This window comes from Halanaerobium sp., from assembly GCF_003070835.1.
In genome coordinates this window covers 24,666-45,230 of record NZ_QBLR01000003.1, presented here as the reverse complement: position 1 = coordinate 45,230, position 20,565 = coordinate 24,666, and the positions used below count along the sequence as shown (strand labels likewise).

The 20,565-nt window shown below is 35.4% G+C and carries 15 protein-coding genes; 2 read left to right on the top strand and 13 right to left on the bottom strand.

The annotated features are described in order from the left end of the window. Window positions 1-37: 37 nt before the first annotated feature. Both CI949_RS00785 and CI949_RS00780 read right to left on the bottom strand, forming a co-directional pair. The gene (locus tag CI949_RS00785; protein WP_133529579.1) at window positions 38-3,469 is read right to left on the bottom strand and encodes a pyruvate carboxylase; all 3,432 of its coding nucleotides are present in this window, start codon (window positions 3,467-3,469) and stop codon (window positions 38-40) included. Between the two features lie 224 nt (window positions 3,470-3,693). Continuing rightward, entirely contained in the window at window positions 3,694-4,182 is a 489-nt protein-coding gene (locus CI949_RS00780; protein ID WP_108139338.1) for a hypothetical protein, read from the bottom strand. Between the two features lie 163 nt (window positions 4,183-4,345). Between CI949_RS00780 and CI949_RS00775 the strand changes: the two genes are divergently transcribed. Together CI949_RS00775 and rpoD are read left to right on the top strand one after the other, a co-directional pair. Beyond that, window positions 4,346-5,620: a YihY/virulence factor BrkB family protein gene (locus CI949_RS00775; protein ID WP_108139339.1), complete on the top strand. Its 1,275-nt coding sequence runs from the start codon at window positions 4,346-4,348 to the stop codon at window positions 5,618-5,620. Between the two features lie 83 nt (window positions 5,621-5,703). Further along, a complete protein-coding gene (rpoD, locus tag CI949_RS00770) occupies window positions 5,704-6,636 on the top strand; it encodes an RNA polymerase sigma factor RpoD (protein ID WP_108139341.1) in 933 nt (310 codons plus the stop codon). 69 nt (window positions 6,637-6,705) lie between these two features. Here the strand turns inward: rpoD and CI949_RS00765 are convergent, their stop codons facing one another. From CI949_RS00765 to CI949_RS00715, 11 genes are all read right to left on the bottom strand, one after another. Beyond that, window positions 6,706-7,308 carry a TetR/AcrR family transcriptional regulator gene (locus CI949_RS00765; RefSeq protein WP_108139342.1) on the bottom strand — a complete coding sequence of 201 codons (603 nt, stop codon included), beginning with the start codon at window positions 7,306-7,308 and terminating at the stop codon, window positions 6,706-6,708. Between the two features lie 46 nt (window positions 7,309-7,354). Next, entirely contained in the window at window positions 7,355-8,749 is a 1,395-nt protein-coding gene (locus CI949_RS00760) for an MATE family efflux transporter (RefSeq protein WP_290762119.1), read from the bottom strand. A gap of 146 nt (window positions 8,750-8,895) precedes the next feature. Then, complete coding sequence (locus CI949_RS00755) at window positions 8,896-10,212, bottom strand: MFS transporter (protein WP_290762117.1); 1,317 nt, start codon at window positions 10,210-10,212, stop codon at window positions 8,896-8,898. Between the two features lie 117 nt (window positions 10,213-10,329). Then, window positions 10,330-11,571 (bottom strand): MerR family transcriptional regulator, encoded by a 1,242-nt coding sequence (locus CI949_RS00750; protein ID WP_290762115.1) that lies wholly within the window; start codon window positions 11,569-11,571, stop codon window positions 10,330-10,332. Between the two features lie 119 nt (window positions 11,572-11,690). Then, window positions 11,691-13,037 carry an aminopeptidase C gene (locus tag CI949_RS00745; protein ID WP_290762112.1) on the bottom strand — a complete coding sequence of 449 codons (1,347 nt, stop codon included), beginning with the start codon at window positions 13,035-13,037 and terminating at the stop codon, window positions 11,691-11,693. A 99-nt stretch (window positions 13,038-13,136) separates the two neighbouring features. After that, window positions 13,137-14,492 (bottom strand): citrate/2-methylcitrate synthase, encoded by a 1,356-nt coding sequence (locus CI949_RS00740; protein ID WP_290762109.1) that lies wholly within the window; start codon window positions 14,490-14,492, stop codon window positions 13,137-13,139. A gap of 127 nt (window positions 14,493-14,619) precedes the next feature. Continuing rightward, on the bottom strand, window positions 14,620-15,039 hold the full coding sequence (locus tag CI949_RS00735; protein WP_108139352.1) for a hypothetical protein: 420 nt from the start codon (window positions 15,037-15,039) through the stop codon (window positions 14,620-14,622). An 83-nt stretch (window positions 15,040-15,122) separates the two neighbouring features. Further along, window positions 15,123-16,376, bottom strand: coding sequence for a S41 family peptidase (locus tag CI949_RS00730; RefSeq protein WP_108139354.1), 1,254 nt, complete (start codon window positions 16,374-16,376; stop codon window positions 15,123-15,125). Between the two features lie 115 nt (window positions 16,377-16,491). Next, a complete protein-coding gene (locus tag CI949_RS00725) occupies window positions 16,492-17,775 on the bottom strand; it encodes a homoserine dehydrogenase (RefSeq protein WP_290762103.1) in 1,284 nt (427 codons plus the stop codon). Between the two features lie 139 nt (window positions 17,776-17,914). Next, window positions 17,915-19,174 (bottom strand): ABC transporter permease, encoded by a 1,260-nt coding sequence (locus tag CI949_RS00720; protein ID WP_290762101.1) that lies wholly within the window; start codon window positions 19,172-19,174, stop codon window positions 17,915-17,917. Window positions 19,175-19,185: 11 nt separating this feature from the next. Then, complete coding sequence (locus tag CI949_RS00715; RefSeq protein ID WP_290762099.1) at window positions 19,186-20,424, bottom strand: FtsX-like permease family protein; 1,239 nt, start codon at window positions 20,422-20,424, stop codon at window positions 19,186-19,188. Window positions 20,425-20,565: the final 141 nt, after the last annotated feature.

Below are 20,565 nucleotides of genomic sequence, written 5' to 3'. Positions count from 1 at the left end.
TTTAGAGGCGGTCTGTATTCTGATATTAAATTTAGAGCTATTCTAATTCTAAAATTAGTTCTCCTGATTCGAGCTGCTGTCCGGCTGCAGCATGAATTGCAGCTACAGTACCATCAGCAGGAGCAGTAATATTGGTCTCCATCTTCATGGCTTCCATAATTACCAGGCTCTGATTTTCTTTAACTTCTTCTCCTTCTTCGACCAGGATTTCAACAATATTCCCCGGCAGGCTGGCTCCAATTTCCATTTCATTTTTCGGATCAGCCATCTGTTTGGAGGCAGAATCAGAAGCAGCTGTACTTGCTTCATCATATATTTTTATCTCTCTTCTAAAACCGTTAACTTCAAAGGCTAATCTGCGGTACCCCTGATCATCAACCTTACCGATTTCTAAGAGTTTAACCACCAGAGTTTTACCTTCTTCAACTTTGATTTCACTGGTTTCTCCCTCACGCAGAGCGTGGAAGTAAACATCACTACCCATATGGCTTAAGTCTCCGTGTTCTTCCAGATAATCAAGATAATCTGTATAAACCTTAGGGTAAAGGGCATAAGCTAAGAGATCCTTTTGAGTCGGTTCAAAATCAAATTCCGCTTTTAACTCAGCTTCAGCTTTTTCAAAATCATAATCTTCCAGCAGAGTTCCAGGTCTAACAGTTATTGGCTCCTCGCCTTTTAAGACCAGCTGCTGCAGCTCTTTAGGAAAACCTCCAGGAGGCTGACCGAGCATACCTTTAAAGTAGGCTTCTACTGAATCCGGGAAGGCCATATTTTTGGCTTCTTCACAGATATTATCAGGTGTCAGGTCATTTTTCACCATAAAGATTGCCAGATCTCCTACCACTTTAGAAGATGGTGTAACCTTAGGAATATCACCGAGCATAAAGTTAACTTTGCGGTACATTTCCTTAAACTCCTTAAAGCGGTGGCCGAGACCAACACTTTCTACCTGTGGTTTTAAGTTAGAATACTGACCTCCAGGAATTTCATATTTATAGATTTCTGCTGTTCCAGATTTAAGTTCAGATTCAAACTGAGAATAAACAGGCCTTACTGCTCCCCAGTAGTTTGAGATCTTCTGAATATTTTCAATATCCATCTCTGGATCACGATAGGTATTTGTCAGCGCTGCAACAATTGAGTTTAGAGGTGGCTGACTTGTCAGGCCTGCCATTGTATTAAAGGCAGTATCCACAATATCAACACCTGCCTCAGCAGCCATCAGTAAAGTGGCCGCACCATTTCCGCTTGTATCGTGAGTATGAAGATGAATTGGAATTGAGATTTCTGCCTTTAAGGCTTTAATCAATTCATAGGCTGCATAAGGTTTTAAAAGACCTGCCATATCCTTAATTCCTAAGATATGAGCCCCCATTTCTTCAATTCCCTTTGCTAATTCCAGATAATAGTCCAAGTCATATTTATCTCTTTCATCATCTAAGATATCACCTGTATAGCACATTGATACCTCAGCTATTTTACCCTGTTTAACAACCTCATCCACTGAAACTTCCATTCCCGGCAGCCAGTTTAGTGAGTCAAAGATTCTGAAGACATCAATTCCAGCTTCAGCTGCTTCGGCTACCAGACTGCGGATTACATTGTCAGGATAGTTTTTATATCCTACTCCATTTGAACCTCTTAATAGCATCTGGAATAAAATATTGGGTATTCTATCACGCAGGCGCTCAATTCTTTCCCAGGGTGATTCCTTTAAGAATCTGTAGGAAACATCAAAAGTCGCTCCTCCCCACATTTCAAGTGAGAATAAATCTTTAGCCAGATGAGAAGTTGCTTCAGCTATTTTTTCCATATCCACAGTTCTCATTCTGGTTGCCATCAGTGACTGATGGGCATCTCTATAAGTTGTATCTGTTAAAAGAATTTCTTCCTTATCCTTTATCCACTTAACTACAGCTTCCGGTCCACCCTGATCTAAAATTTGTTTTGTACCTTCCAGGCTGTCGATTTTTTCAAATTCAGGAACCTTGGGTACATCAAAATCAGGCTTATTACCACGGGTTTCATTGACAATTTTTTCTCCGAGATAACTTAAAATTTTCTGCTCCTGATCAGAACCGGGCACAATATCCAGCAATTCAGGATTATTGGCAATAAAGCCAGTGTCACAGGTTCCATTTTTAAAGTCTTCATGGTTTAAAACATTGATTAAAAATGAGGCATTAGTTTTAACTCCACGGACCTTCATTTCTTCAACTGAGCGCATTACTTTCCTAATTGCATCAGGAAAACTTCTCGACCAGGAAATAGTCTTAACCAGCAGACTGTCATAATAGGGATTGATAATTGCCCCTGTATAACCATTTCCACCATCAAGTCTGATACCATAACCGGAGCCAGTCCGATAATGATCAAGACGGCCGGTGTCAGGAATAAAGTTGTTGGAAGGATCCTCAGTTGTAACCCGACACTGAATGGAATAACCATTCATTTTAATTGACTCCTGTGAAGGAATATTAATTTCTTCTGAATCAAGTTGGTAGCCTTCAGCCACCAGAACCTGACTCTGAACAATATCAATTCCAGTTACCATTTCACTGACTGTATGTTCAACCTGAATTCTCGGATTAACCTCGATAAAATAATGATTATTATATTTATCAACTAAAAATTCTACTGTACCTGCATTTTTATAACCTGCACCACGGCAGAGTTTTAAAGCATCATCCAAAATTGCCTGTCTCTTTTCATCACTTAAGGCAACAGCGGGTGTAAACTCAACTATTTTCTGATGGCGGCGCTGGATTGAGCAGTCACGTTCAAATAAATGAACAAGATTGCCGTGTTCATCACCTAAAATTTGAACCTCAATATGTTTCGGATTCTCCAGATATCTTTCTACAAAAATATCGTCAACCCCAAAAGCCTTACGGGCTTCTTCTTTGGCATCTCTATATTGAGCAATTAATTCGTCATCAGAACGAACAATTCTCATTCCACGGCCACCACCACCGGCAGCTGCTTTAAGCATCAGAGGATAACCATGTTTTTCAGCGAATTTTTTGATCTCATCTTCTTTTTTAATCGGTTTTTCTAAACCAGGGATAGTAGGCACATCAAATTCCTGAGCCAGAATCTTGGACTTAATCTTATCTCCTAATTTCTCCATTACTTCTGCATTAGGTCCAATAAACTTAATCCCGGCTTCCTCACACTGACGGACAAATTCCGGATTTTCTGATAAAAATCCATAACCAGGATGAATTGCATCTACATCCTTTTTAAGTGCTAAGTCAATAATTTCGTCGATAGCCAGATAAGCCTCAATTGGTCCTTTGTTATTTCCAATTTGATAGGCCTCATCTGCTTTAGTTCTGAAAAGAGCGGTTCTGTCCTCCTCAGAATAAATTGCTACAGTTCTAATGCCCAACTCCTTACAGGCTCTAATTACTCGAATTGCTATTTCTCCACGATTGGCCACTAAAACTCTCTTAAACTTTTTCGGCATACTCTAAATCTCCCTTCTTTAACTCTTTAATAGTGTAAAGTATTTATATTTAATAAAATTCTACCCGAAAAATCAGGTAGAAGTTATTAATAAAGTATTATCAGCGGCAAAAACAAATGCGCAAAAACTGTTTAAACTCTCATATTTATTTATATTCCTCTTCAGTATACCATAATTAATGAATAATATCTAATCAGAGACTGTATTAAAAATTTTTTGAATAATTATTTATTTTGCCTGTTCTGATAGAGGAAAAATCCACCCAGCCCGATTAATACTACAGGTGTAATATAATTTAAGTATTCAAGATTTTGTATAAAATCATTATTATCCACGAATATCACAAATAATCCAAAAAGAATTAGGGCAGCAGCAGGATATATCGGCCAGTCCCATTTTTTAAAAGCACTGGTGTGAATTAAAATAGCTAAAAAAGCCAGCCCCAGCATGATAAAGAAAAATCCCCCACCAAGACTTTCAATAAAATCTATTCTCTCCAGGTCTGAAAATAGGGCAATGGCCAGCAAAATAGCACCAGGGATCAAAAAACCAATATTTCTGTAATGTTTTCTGGCTCCCAAAATAAAATAAGTAAAAATAAAGCCGCCACTTAAAAGATAAAGGAAAATATCATCACTGATTAAATTTAAGGTGTTTAGTAAAATAAAGATACCAATTGTAATTAATAAAATTCCAAGCTTCTTTTTATCCATTCTAAAACCTCCATTTGTATATTTTATAACTTAATTATAACAGAAATATTTTAGACAGCAAATTTTTCAACTCACTTTTATTTTAATTAAGTGAAGGAGATTTTTTTAATTTAAAGAATATAATATATAAGAGATAAATAAAAATTCATAAGAGGTGGCGAAAATGAAAAAGAGAGAGAATCTTTTAAATGACTTTAAGACGCTGATCTCTTTTGATCTGATAGTCTTATTTATAAAAAGAGTCTATCAGAAAGCTAAAGAAAATGATATTTTCATTCATGCGATGGGTATGGTTTATATAACCACCCTTTCGATTGTCCCCTTTTTAATCTTTTCTTTTTATATTATGACTCTTTTTAATTTTTTTGGTAAGATTGATACCATTGTCGACGAAATCAAAGCCCTAATTTTAAATAATCTCGCTGCCGGCACCGGTGAAAATTTGATTGAATATCTGGAAGTATATATTGTGAATGTTGACATTGAGCAGCTGGGAATAATCAGTTTTATATCTTTGATTTTCATTATTGTTTTTATGCTGGCCCGCGTCGAAATGACCTTTAATAAGATCTGGAATGTTAAGGAACACCGCGACTTATTTAAAAGATTTGTTTCTTTTTGGACCTTTATTACTCTTGGGACTTTTACAATAACACTTCTTTTGACCCTAAGCCTCTTATTTGCCGAAAGATATCTTGGTTTGTGGTTGAGTGGAGATCAAATTAGTGAGAGCAGTATTTTCAGCTATATTCTATTTTCTTTTAATTTTCTAATCTTTATCACCGCTTATTATTTTGTGCCCAACACAGAAGTAAAACCAGCAGCTGCACTTTTTGCCGGACTGTTTAGTGGTGTTCTGTTTATTTTTTCTAAAAATATTTACAGTATCTATACAGCCAATATCATTACTTACAATCAGATTTATGGACCATTATCAATCATCCCAATCTTTTTGCTCTGGCTCTATTTAATCTGGCTAATTGCTCTTTTAGGTGCAGTGATTTCTTATGTTTTCCAGCACCGCTCAAGCCTTAAATATATGCTCAACAGAAAAAAGATTAATCAGGGTTTAAGAGATTTAATTCCAACTGCTATTTTGTTAGCGCTTTACAAAAATTTTAAAGCCGAAAATAAGCACCCTCTTTCCTTTGCAGAGCTAATTGGAAAAATTAATCTTCCGGCTGAAGATATCGAAGCTGAACTGGAAAACTTAAAAGAAAAAAATATCATTGCCGAAACTGAAGATGGTAAATATCTGCCGCTGGATGAAGCCAGTAAATTATCTATCTGGGAAAGTTATCAAACTAATTTTCTTGATGAAAAATTTGAAATCAAAAATATTTTTAAAGATGAGGAAATGCAGTCTCTGTATAAAAGGATTAAAGAACTGGAAAAGGACAGTTTTGAAAGCATGAAATTTGTCGATTTTTTGAATTAATTCTGCTGAAAGCTTTAAATTTAGTCTAATTTGTGCTACAATTAATGATTGTGTCAGGCATTATGCATTGAGGAGGAATTTAAATGGTTAAAAAAGCTAATAATGAAAATAATGATAACCAGAATGACAGTACTGAAGAAGAAGAAAATGATCTCGATCTTTCCATACCTGATGGAGCCGGTATTGATGATTCCGTACGTGTTTATTTGAAAGAAATGGGAAAAGTTGATCTGCTTGACAAGGAAGAAGAAGTGGAACTTGCAAAAAGAATTGAACAGGGTGATCAGGAAGCGCGCGAAAAGCTGACTGAAGCCAACTTAAGACTTGTTGTCAGTATTGCCAAAAAATATATAGGACAGGGTATGTCATTTCTGGATTTAATTCAGGAAGGTAATAAAGGTTTAATGAAAGCAGTGGAAAAATTTGATTACACTAAGGGGTACAAATTCAGCACCTATGCTACCTGGTGGATCAGACAGTCTATTACCAGAGCACTTGCTGACCAGGCAAGAACAATTAGGATTCCAGTGCATATGGTAGAGACTATGAACAAATTAAGAAGAATTGAAAAAAGACTTAAAAAAGATTTAGAAAGAGAACCCACTTTAGAGGAAATCGGTGAAGAAATGAATATGGAGCCGGAAAAGGTATTAGAAATTCAGAAACTGGCTATGAATCAGCAGCCAACTTCTTTAGATACTCCTATCGGTGAAGAAAAAGACAGCCATTTAAAGGACTTTATTGAAGATCAGGATGCACCAGCACCTGAAATGCTTGCCTCTTCTGAACTTTTAAAGGATCAGTTAGAAACAGTACTCGATACTTTAACAGACAGAGAAAAAAGAATTATTAAATTAAGATTTGGGCTCGAAGACGGACGTCAGAGAACTTTAAAAGAAGTAGGAAGTCAGTTTGGAGTTACCAGAGAAAGAATCAGACAGATTCAGGCAAAAGCTTTAAGAAAACTAAGACATCCCACCAGAAGTAAAGAATTAAGAGGATATTTAAATAATTAAATTGAGCATATGAGGCATAAATAATTAAAGGCTGATCCACTCTCAAACGGGAGTAGGTCAGCCCTTTTTTTATTTTAATATTTTCTTTTCAAAGTAGGAATTAAGCAGATCATAGAGAAAATCAATGTTCTGCTCCTCTTCTTCAAAATTCTGGTGCAGCAGCGGAATATTTGTCTGCAGCACAGCAAAAAGTCGGTACAAATCCTGATTATCCTTTTCTAATTTGATTTCAAATTCTTTCTCCAGAATCATAATAAAAAGTTCATATATTTGATTAATTACCACTCTTGGAAATCTGATTCTTTTAAATTTTTCTTTCTGCTCTGCCTCATCCATTTCAAGATCATTCATAATATATCGATAAAGCTCTCTCACAATTGATTTTTTCTTCTTCATTTCAGAATAAAGTACTTCTATATAGTTTTTTAAATAATCTGCTTCATTTTTTTTGCAGTTCATTTTTAAAATCTGATATGTTTCTTTCCAGCTTTCCTCAAAAACTCCAATATATAATTTCCATTTATTTGGATAATAGTTGTAGAGAGTCCCGACGGCTATTCCGACTTCTGAGGCAATTTTTCGCATACTTACATTCTGATAGGGATTTTCTTTGAACAATTTTAAAGAGGTTTTTGCGATCTCTTCTTCCAGATTTTCAATTATTTTAGGCATATTATACTCCTTTAACTAAAATACTACAAAATACAGTGATAATAATTTAAGCACTCTCTTTATTATATTCTAGATTAGGATTTCGGATTCCTGCCTCTCCTTCCAGCTCCTTAATCTCTCTGTAAACAAAGGTAAATAAAATCACTGTCAGCAGAAAGGTAAGTCCATCAGCAACCGGTTGAGCCATAAATAAACCCTGGATTCCAAATGACCTGGAGAGCATGATGATTGCCGGGATAAAGAAAAACCCCTGTCTCGATAGTGATAAAATGGTTGCCGGTACCCCGTGTCCTAATGCCTGGAATAAGGTATTAATTGTAATCGCAAAACCTAGCAGTGGTAAAACAAGGGCATAGAGTTTTAAACCAGTCGAAGCTATTTGAATGACTTCCGGGTCCTGACTGAAAAAGCTGATCACCTGCTGATTAAAGAAGAAAAATACCACAAATAAAGCAACCCCAAAAAATGTTGTCCTTTTGATTGTCACCTTAATTGAATCTTTAAGCCTCTCAATCTGACGGGCACCAAAATTAAAACCAGCAACCGGCTGAAAACCCTGAGTAAAACCGGCAATTACAAAAAAGCCAAAGGAAAATACCCGGTTAATTATTCCGACTGAGGCCACTACCGAAGCACCATAAACTGCTGCCATATTGTTTAAAACTGTCATCGCTACACTGCTTAAAAGCTGTCTGATTAGTGTTGGTACACCTATTTTCATAATTTCAGTATATATTGAAAGTGAGGGGCTGAATTCTCGCAGTTTAAAATCAAGTACACTCTTCTCAGATTTATAAAAAGCGATCAGCATTACTGTAGAAACGGCCTGAGCAATTACAGTTGCTGTTGAAGCACCGGCAATTCCCATGCCAAAAGTAAAGATTAAAATCGGATCTAAGATAATATTTAAAAGAGCACCTGTGCTTAAAGCAATCATACTCATTTTAGCACTGCCCTCTGCTCTAACCATATTATTCATATTCATGTTACTCATTGTAAAAATAGAGCCTACAATTATAATCGCGGTATAATTAACCGCATAAGGCATAATCACATCCGTAGCTCCAAATAGTCTGAGCAAAGGCTCCAGATAATATAGTCCCCCAGCAGCCATTATAATTCCTAAAATAAAAGTTGTGATAATTGAAGTTGTGGAAACACGATTGGCCATTTCTTTATTATTTTCTCCCAGCAGCCTGGAAATAAAAGAAGCAGAACCAATACCAAAAGTTAAACCAATAGCCGAAATCACCATAAACAAAGGAAAAGCAATAGTTACCGCCCCAATTGCTTCAGTCCCTATTCTTCCCACAAAAATTGTATCCACAATATTATAAACAGCAGTTACCAGCATCCCAATTATTGCAGGAATAGACATCTCTGTCAATAATTTAGGAATCGGCATCTCTGCCAGTTTTCTAGTCTTTTCATCTTTATACATTTTTCTACCTCCATTTTTTATATGAATTATGTTCATTAAACCATAAAAAAAGACTTTATGAATCATGTTCACTATAATAAATTATAATGAATGTTGTTCATAAAGTCAAGGTATTTTTAAATTGTTTTATTTATAATTCATAAATATTAAGAATTAATCTTTTCCTGAATAAATTTTTTACCGGTGGTAGAGCTGAAAAATATGATGTTAAAACTTAAAAATACAGCAGCACCAATAAAAATAACATATTTTACATCGATCAGTTTGATTGTAAAAGAAGAAATCAAAAGTGAAATCGGTACAATTATTTTAATAATGCTCATTTTAACACTCAAAACTCTACCCAGTAGCTTTTGAGGAACAATTTTTTGAATAATCACATTTGCCGGCACATCTATCCAGGCAACTGAAATCCCGCTCAAAAACATCAGCAGACTGTAATAAGCTAAAATAAAATTTGAAGCTGGAGTATTCTGGAATATAAAAATAGGTAAGGCAAATGCTGCTGCCCCCACTGCAGAAATAAATGTAATATTTTTGATTAAAATATTATAGCTGATTTTATTCATAATCTTTTCAGTTAATAAGGCACCGGTTATCATCCCAACCGGAAAGGTTGCCTGAATAATTCCATATTTACCCGGATCAATTTTCCAGATGGTGTTTAATAGATAGGGCAGCGGTACAATTAAAGTGAAATTGAAAAAGAAATTTAAGGCAGCAAAGATATAGACAAGGGCTTTTAAACTTTTTGATCTGAAAATATAATAAAAACCTTCTTTTAACCTAAAAATAAAAGTATCTAATTCGCTGCTGCTCCCTCTTTCCTCTACTGGCTGCTGATTATACTGATAATCGATAAAATACTCTATCAGAGCCGAAATCATAAAAGAAAAAGCATTAATTAAGATAAAACCTTCCAGATTAATAAAACCATAAATCACTCCCCCCATTAGTGGACCTAAAATGTGGGATAATGATTCAATTACCCTGGCCTGAGAATTAATTTTAACCAGAGCTGATTTCCTGACCAGAGCTGGTTTGGCTGACTCTAAAGCAATATCAAAAAACACTGTTAAGCTTGTCATCACAAAGGTGCTGAAATACAGAATATAAACATTAAAGGTAAAATTAGTTATAAAAAGATAAATCAGAAAAAGAAAGATACCATTAATCAGATCAGCACCAACCACCAGAATCTTTTTGTTAAATTTATCCGCTATTACACCGGCAATTGGATTAAATAAAACAACAGGTAAAGTATATAAAGCAAGATTAAGGGCAAAGGAAAGTGCAGAAGAAGTTGTCCTCAATAGATAAAGCCCAACCACAAAAGCATAGATTGCAGATCCAAATAAAGAAATAGTTTTACCTGATAAAAATAAGAGCAGATTTAAATTTTCTCTTCGATCACTTTTATGCTCCAGTTTATTTTCAATTCTTTTTTCCTGATAATTTAACATTTTTATTACCTCCTCTTCTTTCTAATTTAATTATAAGGAGTGGAGGTAGGACTACTGCAAGAGGCTCAAAAAAATTTTTTAAGCCTATTTTTTAAAAAACTGGAGTTAACTCTACTTTTATTTTCTGGCCTGCAGCTGATAGGAATAGATTTGATCACCAATCTGAGCAAATTCTTCGTATTTGCCAAAAGAACTTTCGATTTTTTTGAGTTCTGACTTATCTTCTTCTAAAAACTCAAAACCCATCTCCTGTAGTTTCAATCTAATATTTGAATAGATAAAGTAGTCACGATATTTTCTGGCAACTATGTTTTTCTCCCCAAACTTATGATAGATTATAAAAACTGCAGTTAAAATAAAATGCTCTTTAAAATATTGAAGCAGCAGCTCCGGTAAAAAGCCCTGATTATGAAAAGAAAAGTTAGAAATTCCAGAAAAATCAAGCAGATAATCAAGTGACTTTTCTTTAAGGGGTAAGGTAGGTAGTTCTGCAGTTAGAAAAATAATTTCAGGACCGGCAGGTGATAATTCAAGTAATGACTTGAGATATCTATTAAGTTCAGGATTATGTTCTACACAAATATAAGTGATGTCTGAGGACAGCTGATCATAAATATTTCTTAATAAAAGACCGTAACCGGAACCGGGTTCTAAAATCACTTTATTCTTTAAATTACTGAAATTAATTTTATTCTTCAGCCACTCAAGACTCTGATAGGAATGATCCATAAATTCAGAATCAGTCTGCTTAATATAGTCAGTTACATGAAAAAGCGGATCTGTTTCGAATACCTCCGCCTGAGTCTCCTGATTGTAAATTTCTTTTGTATAGAGGATTCCATCCTTAATTAAAATCTTTTCTCCACAGCTGCAGTTGAGGCTGCCCTGATGAATTCTATTATTTTCAATTTTTTCTGCAGATAAGCTTAAGTCTGAGCCGCAGGCCGGACAGGCAAAGAGATCTAAAAGATTTAAATTTAAGCTGAGGTCATTCTGCTTTTCATTACTTTCTTCTTTTAGTTTTTTTAGGTGGCTTTTTAAACCATCTTTGGCCTTTTTCAGCTCAGTTATTCTCTTATTTAAGCTCTTTAATTTATTTTGATAAAGATTCTGATAGTAGCTGTTCCGCTGGTAGTTGCTCAGTCTGCCTATTCTTTTAAAATTTAAGATTTCTTTTATTTCATCCAGGGAAAACTCCATTTCTTTTAGTTTTAAGATCTCTTCCATATCATTCTGGTCTTCCTGATCAAATTCGTAATGTCCTCCCACTTTCTGCGGGTTAATCAGTTTCAATTTCATGTAATAACGAATGGTATCATAACTTAAATTAAATTTATTTGAAAATTCTCTAATTTTCATTTAAACTCATCCCTTTATCTTTTATTTCCAGGCCGACTAATAATTATCCTTGATTTAACTTAAAAAAGCTTAGGCTGCTGCAGATATTTACAGCAGCCTGAACTTAAAGTTATATAATTTTATTTTGCTGCCAGAGATCCCATTGGATCCCATGGTTTTAAGACAACCGGATCTTTTTGATATGATTTCAGATCGGCTTCAGCTAAATATTTTTTATTAATAACTACCTCATAGTTAAATTCATTAAACCAGTCATTACTCATAATGAAAAATCCATCTTCACCAACTTTTTCTCCCCAGCTGTTCTGAACCTTCCAGCTTAAAGGCTCTTCGTCTTTTAAGTTGACACCGGTAAAGGCCATAGCATGAGTTAAAATACTTTCACCATACTGCAGGCGCTGCCCCTTATCCAGAGAAAATTTTGTATCCAGCACATCGCCATAGTTAAATAATTCAGTATCCATAATTCCTAGCTCGCGATCAGACCACTGACCAACATCACAGCCAAACCAGACAGGTTCACCATCTTTTAGCTGCTCTTTTGTATAAGCAATCAGCTTCTCAATCGGCAGATTTAAGTAATGAATCTGCTGACCTTCTTTGACATTACCTAAAAATTCGACTGTATAGGTTTGATCAAAAGGTTTATCATCAGTTGGAGCATTGATAATACTTACATAATCTGTCATCTTGACTTTAGAATATTTATTATAAAATTCCTGAGGAGTCAGCTCACTATCTCGATAGAACTCCCCCTCTTTATTTCTGTATTCAAAATCGAAGTTCTGAGGTGGCTCACCCAGAAAATAAGCAAGAATTGAATAAATTTCAGCCAGCATATCTTCTTTTTCTTCTCTTAAGCTTTCTTTATCTGCTCCCAGTTTAAAATCTTCCCGTAAAGTTTGGGCCAGATCTCTTAATTTTAAACTTAAAATCTTATTCAGATAGCGGGAATTGCTGCTGTGATAGCTCTCAGGCATCACATATTTAGGTACAATCCCGTACTTCTCAATTAGGGCAGTAAACATATCCCACTGACCACCGTCATTTGTCGGCTCATTTAAAAGCCACATTACTCGGCGGCTGTCTAAGTCCAGTTCAACAGTGGAAATAATATTTTCCAGAAAATAATTTGCTTTTTCCAGCTTATCCCAGAACATCGTGTAGGCCTGAGAGAGCTCAAAATCGTGATCTTTGATATTTAAATCTTTCGAAATACTGTAGCGGATATTATTTAAAGCAGCAAACATCCAGCAGCGGCCGCTTTTTTCCTGATTGGTCACCTTTCCTACATCAATCTCTTCGGAAAAATCATAGTGCATCTTTTTGACCGACTCATTATTTAAGGCAGTATCATTGATTCCATTTTTAATAACTGCATTGGCAATGATCTCACTATTTTCTCTGGCCTTAAACTTCTTTTTGAATTTGTCCAACTTGGGCTGATCGATTATTTGTCTGTTCATTTTGTAAATCCTCCCTTTTTAATCTAAAACTTAATATTGATAGTAAAAGCTTAATTTTATCCTAAATATTTATATTTTTATCGTCAGACTATTACCTTATTACCTAATTGTACACTTTTCTTCATTTTTAAGTGACTTGTAGGCGGGACGAATAATTTTGTGGTCACTAACCAGCTGCTCAATTCTGTGAGCACACCAGCTGGCAACTCTGGCTGTAGCAAATAATGGGGTAAATAACTCTTCCGGAATATTTAACAGCTGATAGACAAAACCGGAGTATAAATCCACATTAGCACAGATTTCTACATCCTCTCCCCGCTCTTCTTTAAATATTTCTTTGGTCAGACTTTCAATATTATCATAGAGCTCAAATTCTTTGAGTCTGTCTTTGGCTGCTGCCAGCTCTTTTGACTTTTTCTTTAAAATTACAGCCCGGGGATCACTTTTGGTATAAACAGCATGCCCCATTCCATAAATTAGGCCCTTTTGATCAAAGACTTCCCCTTTTAAAATCTGCTTCAGATATTTCTTCAGCTCTGCTCTATCAGAATAGTCAGCAAGGTTTTCTTTGATATCATCGACCATTGCTTTAACTCTTAAGTTAGCTCCCCCGTGCTTGGGTCCCTTAAGACTTCCGACAGCTGCTCCCACGGCAGAATAAGTATCTGTTCCACTGGATGAAACCACATGGGTTGTAAAAGCCGAGTTATTACCTCCACCATGTTCAGCGTGCAGGATCAATAATAAATCAAGCGTATCTTTTTCCAGCTGAGTATAATCATTATTGGCTCTGATCATATGTAAAATATTTGCCGCTGTCCCCAGACCTTCTTTTGGGTTATGAAGATAAAGGCTTTGATCGTCAAAATAATGAGCTTTAGCCTGAAAACCATAGGAAATAATGGTAGGAAATCTGGCAATTAATTTTAAACTCTGAACTAAAATCCGGTCAATAGCAAGTGAATCCGGTTTTTCATCATAAGAGTAAAGCACCAGAATCGCCCGCTGCAGCTTATTCATTACATCCCGGCTTGGACTTTTCAAAATTGTATTTTCAGTAAAATGAGTTGGCAGTTTTCTAAAGCCATCTAAAATTGCATTAAATTTTCTTAACTCTTCCTCTCCCGGCAGCTCCCCAAATAATAAAAGGTAGACAATACTTTCAAAACCAAATTCACCAGTATTTTTTACCAGCTCATCAATTTCTATATCTCTATAGAATAATTTACCTTCAATCGGAGTTTTGACTCCATCACAGTAGGTATAACCATGCACAGAACCAATCTTAGTAAAACCAACTACTACACCAGTACCATCAGAATTTCTCAAACCCTGCTTAATATCATACTGTCTGTAATATTCTTTATCAATCTTATTAACCCGTTCCACTTTTGCGGCTCTGTCTTCAAGCCAGTTATCTTTTAAATCCTTAATCAACCAATCTTTTGTTTCCACATTCTCACTCCTCAATTCTCTGCTCAAATAGTTAATGATATTTAAAAAAATAAATTAAATTTTAGTTCTTATATTATTATAACAAAATATTGAGCATTTATACAATTGATTTAATCTTCAGAAAAAATCAGGTGATAGAATTCCCCAGTTTAATTACCGCATTTAATAATTCAATAAAAATTTCTGAAGGCCGGTTTAAAGCCGCTGGTGGAAATGAATTGCTGCCAACAGTTTTAATTATCTTATCTTGATGAACTATATATAAATGCCAGTTTGAGCCTTCATAGAATCTAAGACCTCTATAGTTATATTCACTATCCCAGTCCCAGACATTTAATTGGTCTAAAGACTGCCAGAATTCCACCCAGTCTATTTCTGCCGGCCTTCCTATTTTGAAATGGCTGTCACTATCAAATATATTTTTAAAAAGATTACAGTTGTTAAAGTAATAAATATTTGGCTCTATCCATTTTAAATAAATTATAGGATTTAATCTGTTGAAGCTGAAGTCTAATTTTTGGGGAAGATAAAGTTTATTATTTTTCATATTAGTTCACCTCTAATTTAACAATAACACAATAAGATATAAAAAGACTCTAAAAGTATTTAAACTATTAGAGTCCTATCTATTCAGTCAATATTTTTTATCATCTCTAAAATTGTATCCCTGCCGTTTAAAAAATCTTCAAATCTTGTTTCAACAGTAATCTCTGGATAAAGTGAATCGGGATCACTATCTTCAAGCAGAGTAAAATATTTAGTAGAATAGCTTACTCGCAAACCAGAATTTGGAAGGTTAAAGGTTCTTACCTCACCATAGTGATTCGGTTTACCCATAGTAGGAGTACCAATCAAATACCCATTCAACTCTTCTTTAAAATCAAGGGCATTTATAATTGCTGATGAGAAGGTATCAGGACCTATAATAACATAGGTTTCAAATTGATCTTTATACTCTCTTAATTCCTCTGCAAAGTTGGTCCCCTGGCTTGAATCACCTCCGGAATTGAAGCGCAGGTCAATTACAAGTTTATTTATTTCTTCATTTTTTATTAAATCTAATATTTCCAACTTTTCTGCTGCAAAGGAAGGCAGTTCCGGATTAGGCTGGCCGTGTTTATCAGCCAGTTCCCTGCTCCAGCAGCTGTTATACTGAAAATATAAAATTTTTTCAGCAGCAATATAATCTGACCAGAAAAGTTGATTGGCATTTTCCAGCACATAACCAGGCTGATAATTCAGGGACACAAAATTATTTCTGTCTGCTGCCATGTTTTCAATTTTTAAAGGCTCAAAACTAATGCTAATCTCCTCTTCATTTTGTTCAAAAATAAATTGATTCTCAGATTCAGCTATCTCCAAATAGCTGAGAAGTTCATTTAGTTTAAGAAATGAGCTCAGCCGGTAATCAAGGGATACCTGATTATCAGCTGTAATAATGCGGCTGAATTTATTTTTTAATTCTTCCACTGAATAACCATTAATCGAAATCAGTTCTGCCCCCAGAATCTCTTTATGCTGCTCAGTAGTTGTCATTACTCGATAACCATCTTCAAATCTGCGCAGAAATAGTGGGTAATATTCACTTAAAAAGCGGGTATTGTCAATAGCAGTGTGGGTGTCACCAATTTCAGCAAAGATTTCTGCCATCCTTAGACTGATTTCGAGATCAGAAAGTTCAGGCAGATCACTTTTTAGTTGACTCATTTCCTGCTTAAATTCTTCCTCTTCCAGCTGAAAAAACAAATTTTTATGCCGGGCAGGCAGCTCTTTTTCTAAATAATTTAGATCTTGCCGCCATTCCATTTCCGTGATTTCTGCTGCTGTCCCAGTGTTAATAAAGATGAATAAAAAAATTAAGCTGAGCAAAAATATTTTTTTCATAAATGATATTCCCTCCACATTAATAAAAGTATTTAAAATTTATATGATAAAAATATCACAATAAGTGCAAAAGATAAAACCCGCTTTTGCAAACGGGATCTATCCTGATTTTAAATTAAATATTACTTTCAACTCTAATCACACTTTTAACCTCTATCACATCATCAAGCTCTTTAATTTGAGCCAGAGATTTATTTAAATCCTTTTCCTTAACTGAGTGAGTAATAAATACCAGTGGTACAACCGGATTGTCCTTCTGTTTCTGCAGTACTGAAGCCAGACTGACATTATTATCACCAAAAATTTTGGCAATATGGGCCATCACACCCGGCTCATCCTTAACTTCAAAGCGCAGATAAAAACTATTTTCTATCTCATCAATTTTAATTACATTACTTTCTAAAAAGGAGTCCATCCGCTGTACTTCCCGCTGATTGTGGTTAATATCTTTAGCCACCTGGATAATATCGGCAGTTACAGCACTACCAGTAGGCATCTGTCCTGCTCCCCGGGCTGTAGACATCACCTGACCAACAGCATCACCGTGCAAGTAAACACAGTTATAGGTGCCATTAATCATAGCCAGCGGGTGATCTTCAGGCACAAAGGCTGGATGAACTCTGACATCGAGTCCTTCAGGTGAGTTTTTGGCTATTGCTAAAAGCTTAATTACATAACCCATTTCGTGGGCCAGCTCAATATCTTCAATAGCAACATCTTTAATTCCTTCTACATAAACCTCTCTAACATCAACAAAGCGCTCAAAAGCCAGTGAGGAAAGAATGGTGATTTTATAGGCTGCATCATCACCTTCAATATCTGAAGAAGGATCTGCCTCAGCAAAGCCCAGCTCCTGAGCATTTTTTAGAGATTCAGCAAAATCTTTTTTCTCCTTACTCATATCAGTTAAAATATAATTGGTGGTTCCATTTAAAATACCATATATTTTTTCAATTCTATTGGCGGCCAGAGAATTCTGCAGCGGTCTGATTATCGGCAGACCACCGGCAACACTTCCCTCATAACAGACCTGAACATCATTTTCATCTGCTTTTCTAAAGATCCGCTTTCCATATTTTGCAATCACCAGTTTATTGGCAGTAACAATACTCTTCCCATTTTCAATAGCCCTAATTATGTAGTCATAGGCCGGCTGCTCTCCCCCAATTAATTCGACAACAATATCTATATCCGGATTATTAATGATATCCTCAACCTGATCAGTTAACAATTCCCGGTTAATTTCAATATCTCTTTCCTTTTCCAGGCTGTTGACCAGGATTTTTTCTATTCTAACCTCAGTTCCAACCTTATTTTTAATATTTTCAGCATTCTTCTCCAAAATCTTAACTACTCCACTACCAACTGTACCAAGTCCTAAAATTCCTATCTTAAGCAAAATTATAACCTCCTGTAGTCTTATATTGCCTGCTGCTGTCTTCTCTATTATTAAATATTATATCAAGGAGTTATTAACTTGTCGACTTTCTGAGAAAATTTATGCTTTAAATTTAAGAATTATTAATAATTTCAACAAATCATCTTTCCTTCATGGCTGCAGTTGGCTCTAATTTCGCTGCCCTGCGAGCCGGTAAAATACAGCTTAAGGTCACTACAACTGCCCCAATTAAAAAGGCAAAAACCGAGTTGAAGATCGAAGACTGAGTATAGATAATTGAACTGATCATGATCTCAGAATCAAAACCAGATAAAGCAGCTGTAAAATCAATTCCATTCACAGCAAAATAATTATTGATAATTGAACCAATAATTGAGCCAAAAAAACTGCCGATAATTCCCATTACCGCCCCTTCTAAAATAAAAAGCTTTAAAATACCTCCACTTTTCATTCCCAGAGCAGACATCATGCCAATTTCTCTGGTTCTTTCTTTAATAATCATAATCATTGTATTAATCACGACAATTGAAGATAAGAGAACAATAAATATATAGACCTGATTATATATTAATTGAGCAATTTCCATGTAGGGCAGAAGGTCACTTGTTTCCTGATAACTGAGCGCCAGATATTTATTTCCACCTGTTTGAGAATTAAGATATTCTTTGACCCGCGGCAGAACCTCAGCTGTCATTTCTCTCTCTGGAGTAACTAATAAAATTTCACTCTGCTGATCTTCCATATACAGTAAAGGCTGCACGGCTGTCAGCGGGATGAAAAATGCCTGTTCATTTAAAGCTTTTAAACTGCTGTTGATTCGTCCAACCACTGTTACCGTAAAACCGGTTACAGAATTAAAAGATGTATTAGCTACTATAGTTAAATTATCTCCCACTTTTTTATCCAGCTTTCTTAAAAGTTCAGTTCCCATCACCACTTCTAATTTGCCGTTTTCGATCATTCTGCCTTCGACCAGCTGATCCTCAATATTTGTAAACTCTATCTCATTTTCTTTTTCAACTCCCCAGCCCATCATATTAATCAGTTCATTACCGGTGCTGACAACCGCTCCAAACTTTAAACGCGAAATTAAAAGCTCTACTCCGTCCAGATTCTGCAGTTCAGATTTCATCTGAGCTAAAGATTTGTCTTCAAAACCATCAACATTATAATTTAAAGGCAGCACTCTTTCCTGATCGTAGTATTCCCGGTCAATTATCTTTATGTGGCCAGAATTATACTGAATGTGATCGGCAAAGGATAAATTAATCAATCCTGTTATATAACCGCGGGCAAAAACAACTACTGCTACAGCAAAGGCAACAGCAAGAATAGATACAAAAGTTCTTAATTTGTGTCTAAATAAGTTTTTAAGGGCTAAATTAAGATAAAACAGCATTTTTCTCCCCCCTATTCATAATGAAGCGCTTCTACTGGATCTTTTGCTGCTGCCCAGTATGCTGGTAATATACTTGCCAGAAATGAAACAATTACTCCATAAGCAAAGACTAAAATAAATGATCTGGGGTTCCAGCTTCCATACATTTCACCAATTATAGGAACTCCAAACTTAGATAATTCTATCCCAGTAATCAGATCAAAATTGATACCAATCCTGGTCATAGCTAAAACTCCAAAAAAACCCAAAATTAGACCAATGAGTCCTCCTAAAATTCCAATTCCTGTTGACTCAATAATAAAAATATAGATAATCTCGGATTTTTTTAAACCAAGGGAAAGCATCATCCCGATTTCTTCCATTCTTTCTAAAGCAGCCAAAATTACAGTATTAATAATTGCAATGGCCGCTATCAATAAAATTATCACCATCACCAGCTGAATTCCTGCCTGTTTGGCACTGGCAACTGTAACGGCATCCAGCTGCTGCCAGGGATAGCCTCCAAGTGTGGGATATTCCTGATTTAAACTATTTTCTAGCTGGACTGCGGTCTTATCGGCTGTATTTTTATCATTCAGCTCAATGATTAGATTAGAAATACTGTTGTCTACATTTAAAGATTTCTGAGCTATTGCGAGCGGCAGATAGACATAATTGCTGTTTAAATTGGGATTTATTGTGTGCAGCAGACCCACAATTTCTAAATCTATGGTATTGAAAGTTTCATATTTATCTTTAACCAGCAGAGTAAAGTAATCTCCTTCCTTTAGTTTCATCAGATCAGCCAGCCTTTTACCCATTACTGCCTGATAACTATTTTCAGCAAAAATATTTCCCTCCACAAAACTATTTTTTAAATCAAAAATACTAAGCAGCTCAGCTCCTTTAACCCCCTTGGCCACTATCGGCAGTTCATTTATCCCATTATTTAGCCTGGCTGAAAAATTTAGTTCTCTTAAATCAAGCTGATGCTGAGGGTGGTCTCTAATAATTTCAAATAGTTCATCTTCTTCGCTAATTAAATTCTCCAGCGGCAGTTCATCTTTTTCCTCCCAGTAATCTCGATCAGCAATCTGCAGGTGTCCTGCTTCATAATCAATTATTGTGTCAAATGACATTTCGGTCATCCCACCAATCAAGGAATCCATAATCAGATAAAAGAAAATAGCAAAGGCGATAATCACAGCAGTAATCAGAGTTCTATTTTTGTGGCGGACTAAATTTTTAAAAGCCAGTCTGGTTAAAAACATAAATTCACCTTCTTTATTATAATTATTTATACTATATAGTTCTCTATCCAGTTTATTTAACCTTCATTTTTTAAGTTAATTTGTTGCCTCTGATACACTTTTAAAAATTAATAATAATTACTATTGACAAAGATAAAAAGT